The sequence below is a fragment of the Bradyrhizobium genomosp. III genome (assembly GCF_000261705.1).
GTDB lineage: Bacteria > Pseudomonadota > Alphaproteobacteria > Rhizobiales > Xanthobacteraceae > Bradyrhizobium > Bradyrhizobium ottawaense.
This window is the reverse complement of sequence record NZ_AJQF01000105.1, coordinates 20,520-32,121: the sequence shown is the minus strand read 5'-3', so window position 1 is coordinate 32,121 and position 11,602 is coordinate 20,520. Positions and strand designations below refer to the sequence as shown.

Sequence of the window (11,602 nt, the reverse complement as noted above, 5' to 3'; positions counted from 1 at the left end):
GCCCGCCGACAGCGGCGCCATCACCAGCGCCTGGCCGATGGCGCGGACGACGTTGGGCCACAGCAGCTGGTCGGCGGCGTAATCATTGGTCATATAGATGTTCATGAAGTTGGAGGCCGCGAACAGCACGAAGCCGATGCCGATGATGATCCGCGCATCGAACTTCTGCATCAGGCGCGGCACCAGCGGAATCAGCAGGAGTTGCGGCAATCCAGTCCATGCCAGCACCATGCCGATCTGCTCGGAATTGTAGCCCTGGATGCGCGACAGATATTGCGGCAGGATGAAGACCGAGCCGTACAGCGCGATGCCGAGCAGGAAATTCGCGAGCATGCCAAAGCCGAAATTGCGGCGGACGAGCAGGCGCAGGTTGAGGAGCGGCTTCTTCACCGTGAGCTCGATGATCAGGAAGGCGGTCAGCGCGACGGCCGCGATCACTGACAGCCTGACGATGAAGGTCGAGCCGAACCAGTCGTCCTTGTTGCCTTCCTCCAGCACGGTCTGGAGCGCCGATAGCCCGATCGCCATGGTGACGATGCCGGCCCAGTCGCCGTCGCGCAGCAGCGCCAGCTTCATCGGCTTGGGCTCGAGAGCGTACCAGAGCATGCCGACCATCACCGCGCCGGGGACGAGGTTGACGTAGAAGATGTACTCCCAGCCGAAATTCTCGGTGAGATAGCCGCCGATGGTCGGGCCGATCGCCGGCGCGAACGTCGCCGACAGCGCGAACAGCGCAAGGCCGACCGGCTGTTTTGCGCGCGGCAGCAGCGTGATGATCAGCGTGAACGCCATGGGAATCAGGACACCGCCGGTAAATCCCTGCACGGCGCGCAGCACGATCATCTGCGGCAAATCCTGCGCCAGTGCGCAAGCCGCCGAGAGAACCAGGAACAGGACCGCGTTGGTCAGAAGGTAAATCCGGATCGAGAACACCTGCGCCAGCCAGCCGGAGAGCGGGATCACCACGATTTCGGCGATCAGGTAGGAGGTCGAGATCCAGCCGCCGTCGTCGATGCCGGCGCCGATCGCGCCCTGGATGTCGGCGAGCGAGGCGTTGACGATCTGGATGTTCAGCACCGCCATGAAGGCGCCGAGCGTCGCGCCGATCACCGCGACCCAGGTTTTTGCGGATACGGCCGGCGTGGTCGGAGCTGCGGGGGCGGTGAGATTGGCGGCGGCGTCGACGGTCGGTTGCAGCGTGCTCATGGAAGCCTCGTCTCGGGTACGGAGACAGGATGCGTTCGGCGAATGGTTTCGATCATCGATGAAGTTGTGGAAGGATCGTCCGGCAGGATTTGATAATCCCGCCGACGCCTTCCGGCTTCAGCCACCGTTCGGGCGGGACGTGTTGTCGGCGAGGCGCTTCGCCGTCTCGCGCTCGGCCAGCACCGCCTGCTTGGTGTCGACCGTCGGCACCGCCGACATGCCGGGGCGCAGCAGGCCGGTGAGGCTGTGGTCGTCGAGCACGATCTTCACCGGGACCCGCTGCACGATCTTGGTGAAATTGCCGGTGGCGTTGTCGGGCGGCAGCAGCGCGAATTCGAGCCCACTTGCCGGCGACAGGCTGTCGACATGGCCGTGCAGGGTTCGATTGCGAAAACTGTCGACATGCAACTCGACCGGCTGACCCGGCCGCACATGCGTGAGCTGGGTCTCCTTGAAGTTGGCGACCACGTACACCGCATCGAGCGGCACCACCGCCATCAATTGCGTGCCGGCTTGCACGTACTGGCCGACGCGCAGCGAGCGGGCGCCGACGGTGCCCTCGACCGGCGCGGTGATCTCGGTATAGGACAGGTTCAAGGCCGCCTGCTGCGCGACAGCGCGGGCCCGTTCGAGCTGGGCCGCCGCCTGGGCGCGCTGGGTGGTGAGCACGTGGATCTTGCGCTGCGCGGCCAGCAGGCCGAATTTCGCGTGCTGCAATTGCGCGCTGCTCGCGCGTAGCGCCGCGTCGGTCTGCTGCGCGCGCTGGATCGTGCCGGAGCCGGTCTTCATGAGGTCGTCGTAACGGGCGCGCTCTTCCTGCGCGAATTTCAGGTTGGCGTCGGCAGCGGTGACATCCGCCGTGCTCTGCTCGATGATCGGCTGTTGCAGTTCGAGCTGGGCATCGATGTTGCGCACCGAGGCTTCGCCCGCGGCGACGTCGGCTTTGGCCTGGTCGAGCGCCGCCTTGAAGTCACGATCGTCGATCTTGGCCAGCGCCTGGCCGGCCTTCACCTTTTCGTTGTCACTGACCAGCACCTTGGCGATGTAGCCGGAGATTTTTGGCGCGATGATCGTGGAGTCGGCCTTCACATAGGCGTCGTCGGTTGTCTCGAGGTAGCGGCCGTTGGTCCAGTAGTCGTGCCCGTAATAGACAGCGGTTGCCGTGCCCGCGAGGAGCGCGAGCGCCAGCGCCGCGCGCCGCACCCTGTTCCGGAGCGGGATAGTCGGCGGCGGCTTGGTGCTATCGGGGGTGATTTCAGTTGCCTGCTGAAAAATCTCGGCGCGGGGCATCTCGGACATGGAAGTCTCCTATCGGCGTACCGAGACTATTGGTCTTTCTGGGCCGGGTGATAATCGGCGAAATGCTGGAAGGATTATCCATCGGGGCTGGATAATCCGGCTGGTTGTAATGTCTAGCGGGCCAGACCCGCGCCTGCCCCAGAGCGATTGCCGCGCCCGTCGAGCGATTTGCGCTAACGTATGCGTCCTGCTGGACCCGAGCCTCCAAGCCGGACGAACTCCAAGTTTTTGATAGATAATCGGGGTGAATTCATTGCGATTATCCATCAAAGGCGGATAATCCGCTGCCATGGATCGATTGACCAGCCTCGAAGTCTTCAGCCGGGTGGTAGAGACCGGCGGCTTCTCTGCAGCCGCCCGCAAGCTCAACATGTCGACCACCATGGTGAGCAATCACGTTCAGGCGCTGGAAGACCGGCTCGGGGTGAGGCTGCTTCAGCGGACCACGCGCAAGGTCAACCTCACCGAGATCGGCAAGGCCTATTACGACCGCTGCGTCCAGATCCTCGCCGACATCGAACAGGCCGACGATATCGCCGGCGAATTGCAGTCGGTGCCCCGCGGCACGCTGCGCATCCACGTCGCCACGCATATGGTGCAGTTCGTCGCGCCTGTGGTGGCAAAGCTTCTGTCGACCTATTCGGAGCTCAAGATCGATCTGCGCATGGGCGAAGGTGACGTCGATCTCATCGAGGAAGGCTACGACGTCGCCTTGCGCATGACCTCGCCGCCGGATTCAAGCCTGATCGTCCGCAGCCTCGCCACCTGGCGTCACGTGCTGTGCTGCTCGCACGATTATCTCGAGAAGCACGGCCGGGTGCAGAAGCTCGACGAGCTCGCCGCGCATAATTGTGGCCGGCACCTGAACTATCCGTTTGGCGATGAATGGCGCTTCCTGGATCGCAAAGGCGCACCGGCCTCCGTACGCATCTCGGGCAGCTTCGTCACCAATAGCGGGGAAGCGCTGCGCAAGGTCGCACTGGAGGGGGCCGCAATCTGTCTGATGGCGGGATTTCTCATTCAGGACGACCTCGAAGCCGGTCGCCTCGTGCGCCTCTTGCCGGAATATCGGACGATCGAGCTGTCCATGAACGCGGTCTATCCGCATCGTCATCATCTGTCGGCGAAGGTCAGGACCTTCATCGACCTGCTCGCGCACCACAGCGCCGAGCAGCAAAAGCTGATCAATCCGTATTCATGAGCGACGTCGGCAGTGCCGTAGGGTGGGCAAAGGCGCAACGCGCCGTGCCCACCATCTCCATGAATTCGAAAAGAGGTGGGCACGCTTCGCTTTGCCCACCCTACGATTCCATCAGCGTGGCGGCGGCAATCGTCTGAACGCGTTGTCCAGAACCATGCCGATTGGGAGCAGCCGGCGTCAACCGGTGGCGTGCATCCTCGCCGGCGACGGTGTGTCGAGTTCGGTGAGCAGTCGCTCGACGTCGGCCTTCGCCTTCCCGATCGCAGCGTCCTTGACCGGGCCGTAGCCGCGGATGTCCATCGGCGCTGTTGCGATTGCGACGAGACCTGGCAGATGCGCCGCATCGAGCCCGCCGAGCATCCGCTCGATCAAGCCTTCGTACCAGGCGATCAGTTCGCGCTCGGTGCGCCTTTCCCAGGTGTAGCCGAATGGATCAAACGGCGTGCCACGTAGTCCCTTCAAGCGCGCGAGCATGGCCAGCGGCATCTGGATCCATTGGCCGAAGGCGCGCTTGCGCGGACGCCCACGTGCGTCGCGCCGCGACGGCAGGAAGGGCGGGGCGAGGTGATATTGGACTCTGAAGCCATCCTCGAATTCGCGCTTCAGCTCATCGAGGAATCCGCCCTGCATGTGCAGGCGCGCCACCTCATACTCGTCCTTGTAGGCCATCAGCTTGAACAGGGCCCGGGCGACGGCCTCGGTCAGGGCCTCGCTGTTCAGGACAGCTTCGGCGCGGCGGACCCTTGCGACGGTCGCCCGGTAGCGCGCCGCATGGGCGTAGTCCTGATAGGCGGTGAGGAAATCGGCGCGACGCTCGATCATCTGGTCGAGCGTCTCGGCCCTCGGCGCATCGTCCACCCTCGGCAAGAAGTCCTGATCGGCGGCCGCAATGCGGCCCCAGGCAAAGGCCTGCTTGTTGCGTTCGACGGCGACGCCGTTGAGCTCGATTGCGCGCATCAGCGCTTGCAGCGAAATCGGCACCAGTCCGCGCTGCCAGGCAAAGCCCAGCATGATGATGTTGGCATAGACGGCATCGCCAAGCAGCCGTTCCGCCAGTGCGTTGGCGTTGATGGTACTGAGATCGCTCTCGCCGATGACTTGGCCAATGGCACGCAGGCGCGCGGGGGAGCCGAGATCGGCGTCGCGGAAGCGGACGACGTCACCGGTCGGCATCTCCGCGGTGTTGACCGCGGCGCGCGTGCCGCGGTGGTAGGTGCCTGAGGCTTTTGGCGAGGAGCTCACCACGAGGTCGCAGCCGATCAGCGCATCGGCTGCGCCCTGGTCGATACGGACCTGATGTAGAGCCGCGGGGCTCGAGGCGAGGCGGATGTAGCTCAGCACGGGCCCGAACTTCTGCGCAAAGCCGGTGAAGTCCAGCACCGAGACGCCGCGGCGTTCGAGGTGCGCGGCCATGCCGATCAGCGCGCCGACAGTAATCACGCCGGTGCCGCCGACGCCGGTGATGAGCAGATTGTAGGGACGGTCGAGCGTTGCCGTCGCGGGCAACGGAAGTGTGGCGGCCCGACCAACCGCGTCGATCTGGCTCGCGCCCTTCTTCCGGCGCGTCGCGCCTTCGACGGTCACAAAACTCGGGCAGAAACCGTTGAGGCAGGAAAAATCCTTGTTGCAGGCTGACAGATTGATCTGGCGCTTGCGGCCGAACGGCGTCTCCTTCGGCTCGACGCTGAGGCAGTTGGATTCCACCGAGCAGTCGCCGCAGCCCTCGCAGACGAGATCGTTGATATAGGCGAAACGCTTGGGGTCGGCCATCTGCCCGCGCTTGCGCCGGCGTCGCTTCTCCGTGGCGCAGGTCTGTTGATAGATCAGGACCGAGACGCCGGAGATATTGCGCAGCTCGCGCTGCACGGCATCCATCTCCTCGCGCGGATGAAGGGTGACGCCGGCCGGCAGGTCGGCAGGCGAGAACTGTGCGGGATCATCCGACACCAGCGCGATGCGCGCCACACCTTCGGCGCGGACGCTGTGGGCAATGGCATGAACGCTGATGGGACCGTCGACCGGCTGGCCGCCGGTCATTGCGACGGCATCGTTGAACAGGATCTTGTAGGTGATATTGGCCTTGGCGGCGATCGCCTGCCGGATCGCCATCGAGCCGGAGTGGTAATAGGTGCCTTCGCCGAGGTTCTGAAAGATGTGCTTGTGGCCAGTGAAGCGTGACGAAGCCGCCCAGTTAACGCCTTCACCGCCCATCTGGATCAGCGACGAGGTCTCGCGGTCCATCCAGCTTGCCATGAAGTGACAACCGATGCCGGCCAGCGCCTTGGCGCCTTCAGGTACCTTTGTTGATGTGTTGTGCGGGCAACCCGAGCAGAAATACGGCGTGCGCGTTGCGCCAGCGACGTTGATGGTGCGTGCGGCCTCTGGCATCAGGGCGGCCGCGCGTGCGGCGAGATTGAGGCCTGGAAACATCGGATCGAGCCGGCGCGCCAGCACGCCTGCGAGCGCGCGAGGCGACAATTCGCCGATCCAGGAGATCAGCCTTGCCCCGGTTTCATCGTGCTTGCCGACCATGCGCTCCGGCTTGCTGCCAGGATAGTCGTAAAAATATTCCTTGAACTGGCTCTCGATGATGCCGCGCTTCTCCTCGACCACGAGGATCTCGCGCTTGCCTTTCACGAAGTCCATGGCGTCATGCAGCGCCAGCGGCCAGACCATGCCGACCTTGTAGACGTCGATGCCGATGCTGCGGCAGGCGGCCTCATTGAGCCCCATTAGCCGCAGCGCCTCCATCAGGTCGAGATGGGCCTTGCCCGTGGTGACGATGCCGTAGGTGGCGCTGGGGATGTCGTAGATGTGACGGTCGATCGGATTGGCCTTGGCGAAGGCGTAGACCGCGTGCTTCTTCGCCTCCAGCCGCTCCTCGATCTGCGGGCCCGGCAAATCGGGCCAGCGGTAGTGCAGTCCATCAGGCGGCGGCGTGAAGTCGGGCGTGCGGAAGTGGCGGGGCGGCTGTAGCGCGACGGACGCACCCGACTCGACGATCTCCGAGATCGCCTTGAAGCCGACCCACATGCCGGAGAAGCGACTCAGCGCATAGCCATATTCGCCGAACGCGAGGTATTCGCTGACGCTCGCGGGATGCAGCGTCGGCATGAACCAGCTCATGAAGGCGACGTCGGACTGGTGCGGCATCGAGGAGGAGACGCAGCCATGGTCGTCGCCGGCGACCACCAGCACGCCGCCATGCGGCGAGGAGCCGTAGGCGTTGCCGTGCTTCAGCGCATCGCCGGAGCGATCGACGCCCGGGCCCTTGCCGTACCAGAGGCCGAACACGCCATCGACCTCGCGATCTCCTTGCGTCTCGACCTGCTGCGAGCCGAGCACCGCGGTCGCGGCGAGGTCCTCGTTGACGGCGGGGAGGAATTCGACACGGTCCCGCTTCAACCGCTCCTGGATGCGCCAGAGCTCGAGGTCGATGCCGCCGAGCGGCGAGCCGCGATAGCCCGAGATGAAGCCGGCCGTGTTGAGGCCGCTGGCCCGATCGCGCCTGACTTGATCGAGCGCGATGCGGACGATGGCCTGTGTGCCCGTGAGGAAGACGCGGCCGTGTTCGCGATCGTAGCGATCGGAGAGTTCGTAGGGGTCGAGTGACGGAAAGGCGTCCATGCGGACCTCCCGCGGCATCCTTGCCGAATGAGCGGAGGGTAGGCCCTGATGGTTGGTAGGTCTTACCTATCTTTCCTAGCTGCAACCAGATTCTGGTAAGTTATCCCGAACTAGGCTATCATGCGGTAGAATAAACCGAATTGGGTCGATCGATGATCGAAGACCAGGACACGCGGATTCTCGCTCATCTCCAGAAGGATGGCCGTGCCACCAACCAGCAACTGGCGGACGAGGTCGGCATGTCCACGTCGGCCTGCTGGCGCCGGGTGCGCGCGCTGGAGGAGGTCGGCATCATCCAGGGTTACGCGGCGCTGGTCGCGCGCGAGCCGGCGGGCTTTGCGATGTCGGCCATTCTCCACGTCTCGCTGGAACGGCACGACGCGAAGTTCGTCGACGAGTTCGTCGCGCGGGTAACCAAACGCCGCGAGGTGCTGGAGTGCTTTGCGACCACGGGCGATGCCGATTATCATTTGCGCGTCGTCGTGCAGGACATGGCCGCCTACAACAGATTCCTCGACGAGTTCATGTTCCGCATTCCCGGCATCCGCTATGTCCGCAGCAACGTGGTGTTGAAGGAGATCAAGTCGAGCGTGGCGCTGCCGTTTTGACATGCGGGAGGTGCCGGAGGGTGGGCAAAGGCGCATAGCGCCGTGCCCACGATCTCTCCATGATCGAGAGAGGTGGTGGGCACGCTTCCGCCGTCGCTCTTCGAGCTATGGCGGACAAGTCGCTTTGCCCACCCTACGGCACCGGTGCTACGGGGCTGCTATTGCCCCTCCCGCACAAACCTGTTCCGCAACGTCCCGACACCGGTGATGTCGATCTCCACGACGTCGCCGTGCTTGATGTCGGGCGAGGCACCGTCCGTGCCCATCCAGATCACGTCGCCGGGCCACAAGGTAAAATACTTGGTCAGCTCGACCAGGAACGGCACCACGCCAAAGATCATGTCGCCGGTAGCGAAGCGGTTGGTCTCCTTGCCGTTGACCCGGACGATCGTTTCCATCTGTTCGAGATCGGCCTCGGTCTCGATCCACGGCCCCATCGGCTTGAACGTGTCGGCGTTCTTCGAGCGCCACAGGCTGCGGTCGGCCTTCTGCCAGCTGCGCTCGCTGACGTCGTTGCCGATGGTGTAGCCGAACACGCAATCCATCGCGGTGTCTTCGGTGAGATGTTTCACTTTCTTGCCGATGACGACGACGAGCTCGCCCTCGTAATGGATTTTCTCCGTCGCGAAAGACGGGATCACGACCTCCTCGTCATGTGCGATCAGCGCGTTCTGCGCGCGATAACCGATCTCGGGGCGATCAGGCACGGCCGGCACTTCGCCACGCTTGTCGGCGGCCTCCTTCAGATGCTTCAGATAGTTGAGGCCGACGCAATAAAAGGTGCGCGGGATCAGCGGCAGCTCGATCTTGACCTGCGGCAGCGAATGCGTGCGCGAGGTGCGCTGCCATTCACCGAAGGGATCGCCGTCGACTGTGATGACCTTGTCGCCCTCGATGATTCCCCACGATGTCTTGCCTGTCTCAGTGAACTTCAGCCAGCGCATGTTGTGTACCCGCCATCATTCCGCGGCATCGCGCGGCGGCACCTTCCAGGCGCCGGCGGCGGGCCGCTTCAGCCCGAGATTTTCGCGCAGCGTCTTGCCGCGATAGTCTTTCTGGAACAGGCCCCGGCGTTGCAGCTCCGGGACGACATGCTGCACGAAATCGGCGTAGGAGCCGGGCACATAGGTCGCCGCGATGACAAAGCCGTCGCAGCCGCGCTCGACAAACATTTCCTCGAGCCTGTCCGCGATCTCCTTGGGGCCGCCGACCATGGCGTCCTGCACCTGGCCGCGGCCGGAGAAGGTGACGAAGTCGCGCGCGCTCGGATTGCTCTTGCCGGAATTCTTCAGCACGCCGTCGCGGATGCCCAGAATGCCCTGCATGCTCTTCAGCTCGTCAGTGGTCAGCGCCTCATCGAGATCCTTGGAGGCGAAGTCGTAGTTGAGTGCTTCGGCAAGCAGCGACAGCGCGTCGATCTGGAGCGGCAGCTTGTTGATCAGCGCCATCTTGTCCTCGGCCTCGGCCTTGGTCGCCGCGCAGACCGGCGTCGTCAGATTGCAGAGGAACATCTGGTCGGGATCGCGGCCGGCCTTGGCGGCCTCGTTGCGCACGGCTGCGTAGCCGTCCTTGGCGCCCTGAAGATTGCGCGCGGCGGTGAAGATCACCTCGCCCCATCGCCCGGCAAAGCGCTGGCCACGGCCGGATGCGCCGGCCTGGATGATCACGGGGTGGCCCTGCTGCGAGCGCGGCACGGTGAACGGCCCGCGTGACCTGAACGCCGCGCCCTTGTGGTCGAGCCGCTTCACCTTGGTCGGATCGGCAAGGCGGCCGGTCTTCTTGTCCATGATCAGCGCGCCGTCTTCCCATGTGTCCCAATGGCCAAGCACCACCTCCATGAATTCGTCGGCCTTGTCGTAGCGGGAATCATGTTCGGGATGGGAGTCGCGCCCCATGTTGAGGGCCTCGCCGTCATTGAGCGAGGTCACGACGTTCCAGCCGGCGCGTCCGCCCGACATGAGGTCGAGCGTTGCGAAGCGGCGGGCGACGTCGAACGGCTCGTAATAGGTGGTCGAGCAGGTTGCTCCCAGCCCGAGCCTCTCAGTGACCATGCCCATCGTGGTCAGCACGATCAGCGGATCCATCTTCACGCAGCGGATGCCGTATTCGACGGTATGGGCGTGGTCGTTGCCGTAGCGGTCCGGCATCGCCAGGCGGTCGTCGAAGAAGGCCATGTGGAACTTGCCGGCTTCGAGAATCCTGCCGATCTCCTGATAGTAGTCCGCCGACATCGAATCGTCGCGCGAATCCGGATGCCGCCAGGAGCTCGGCAGGTTGGTGCAGTTCTGCGCCTGGAGGAAGCCGACCAGGACCATCTGTCGATTCATGCTGCTGTTCTCCTGATGCCGTCAGGCCAGATCGAGGACGGTGTCGAGTCGGTATTCCCGCGCCAGCGCGCGCAGCTTTTCCCAGGTGGCATCCTCGATCTCGATGCCGTCGCGCAGACGCTGCTGCTCGCGCAGGCCCTCGATCTCGCCGGGATAGTAGACGCCTTTGCTGCCCTCGGACGGCGGCGTCGATTTCAGATAGCGCGCGAACTCGGCGACCTCGCGTTTGAACTCCTGCAGCGGGCGGAATGCGGCGACATTGAACACCGCCATGAAGCATCCGTCATTGTGCCGCCCCGTAGGCTCGACGCCGAAGCCGAGGCCGGTGAGCAGGCCGCACAGCACCTCGACCATGGCGGCAAGACCGCTGCCTTTGTAGCCCTCGGTGCCGCCGAGCGGCAGCAACGCGCCGCCCTTGCGGTATTGCGTGGGATCTGTGGTGTGCCGTCCCTCGGCATCGATGATCCAGCCCGTCGGAATCTCCTCGCCGCGCGCGACCGCGAGCTGGATCTTGCCGGCTGCGACAGCTGAAGTCGCCATATCCAGATAGAACGGCGCATCGAGATCGGACGGCACCGCGATCGAGATCGGGTTGGTGCCGAGCCGCGCCTCCTTGCCTCCAAACGGGGCGACGTGCTTCGGCGAGCGGCCGGAATCGGCCGTGGCAATCCCGATCATGCCAGCGCGCATCGCCATCAAGGGGTAGGCGGCGAGGCGGCCGACATGGCTTTGCCGGAACACGGTGCAGGCAGCGACATTCGCCGTCCTTGCCTTCTCGATCGTCAGCGCCATCGCCTTGGCGTTGACGTGGAAACCAAAGCCCCAATGGCCGTCGATCACGGTCGTGGTCGGCGATTCCTGGACGACGGTCCATTTGGCGCCGGGAACGATGTGGCCGGCCTTGATGCGGTCGATATAGGTGGGAACGGCGATCACGCCGTGGGAATCATGGCCGGCGAGATTGGCGTTGACGCAGCCGGCCGCGACGGCGTCGGCTTCTTCCTCGGAGGCTCCGGCGGCGCGGAGCAGGGCGGCGCTGACGCGCGTGAGGCGATCGGCCTTGACGATCGGCATGGCGTTCCCCGGGGTCTTTGCCCTTGGCGGGCACTGATTGTTGGAGGCCATCGTCTCAAAGCGCGGCTGTGATATCAATCTCCCGTAAACCAATACAGGGCTGCAAATTCGTAAAGAGATCGCGCCTCCTGCTGAGGATTCGTCCCGTGCGGCGGTATTTTCGATAGTTTACCCCGGGTCGTTCGCAGCTCGTTCACTTTGATCGATTGTTTGCAGCGCGCAATAACGACCACTTAGGCGATGGCCCCTCATAAAGGCAC

General features: G+C 64.2%; 8 protein-coding genes. 2 read left to right on the top strand and 6 right to left on the bottom strand.

The genetic code is table 11. The annotated features are described in order from the left end of the window. Both IC66_RS0110200 and IC66_RS0110195 read right to left on the bottom strand, forming a co-directional pair. On the bottom strand, positions 1-1,206 hold a 1,206-nt coding region (locus IC66_RS0110200), incomplete at its 3' end, for a DHA2 family efflux MFS transporter permease subunit (RefSeq protein ID WP_038947543.1). A gap of 117 nt (positions 1,207-1,323) precedes the next feature. Further along, positions 1,324-2,505 (bottom strand): HlyD family secretion protein, encoded by a 1,182-nt coding sequence (locus IC66_RS0110195; protein ID WP_038947542.1) that lies wholly within the window; start codon positions 2,503-2,505, stop codon positions 1,324-1,326. A gap of 289 nt (positions 2,506-2,794) precedes the next feature. Between IC66_RS0110195 and IC66_RS0110190 the strand changes: the two genes are divergently transcribed. Beyond that, positions 2,795-3,706: a LysR family transcriptional regulator gene (locus IC66_RS0110190; protein WP_028140050.1), complete on the top strand. Its 912-nt coding sequence runs from the start codon at positions 2,795-2,797 to the stop codon at positions 3,704-3,706. 177 nt (positions 3,707-3,883) lie between these two features. On the opposite strand, the gene IC66_RS0110185 is transcribed toward IC66_RS0110190, so the two are convergent. Further along, positions 3,884-7,333 carry an indolepyruvate ferredoxin oxidoreductase family protein gene (locus IC66_RS0110185; protein WP_038947541.1) on the bottom strand — a complete coding sequence of 1,150 codons (3,450 nt, stop codon included), beginning with the start codon at positions 7,331-7,333 and terminating at the stop codon, positions 3,884-3,886. A 152-nt stretch (positions 7,334-7,485) separates the two neighbouring features. On the opposite strand from IC66_RS0110185, the gene IC66_RS0110180 reads away from it, so the two are divergent. Next, complete coding sequence (locus IC66_RS0110180; RefSeq protein WP_038947540.1) at positions 7,486-7,941, top strand: Lrp/AsnC family transcriptional regulator; 456 nt, start codon at positions 7,486-7,488, stop codon at positions 7,939-7,941. Between the two features lie 158 nt (positions 7,942-8,099). Here IC66_RS0110180 and IC66_RS0110175 read toward each other — a convergent pair whose 3' ends face one another. Genes IC66_RS0110175 through IC66_RS0110165 form a run of 3 tightly spaced genes read right to left on the bottom strand, consistent with a single transcriptional unit; the run spans position 8,100 to position 11,342 of the window. Then, complete coding sequence (locus tag IC66_RS0110175) at positions 8,100-8,885, bottom strand: fumarylacetoacetate hydrolase family protein (RefSeq protein ID WP_038947539.1); 786 nt, start codon at positions 8,883-8,885, stop codon at positions 8,100-8,102. 15 nt (positions 8,886-8,900) lie between these two features. Next, positions 8,901-10,268: an LLM class flavin-dependent oxidoreductase gene (locus tag IC66_RS0110170; protein WP_038947538.1), complete on the bottom strand. Its 1,368-nt coding sequence runs from the start codon at positions 10,266-10,268 to the stop codon at positions 8,901-8,903. Positions 10,269-10,289: 21 nt separating this feature from the next. Further along, on the bottom strand, positions 10,290-11,342 hold the full coding sequence (locus tag IC66_RS0110165) for an Ldh family oxidoreductase (RefSeq protein ID WP_038947537.1): 1,053 nt from the start codon (positions 11,340-11,342) through the stop codon (positions 10,290-10,292). Positions 11,343-11,602 lie beyond the last annotated feature (260 nt).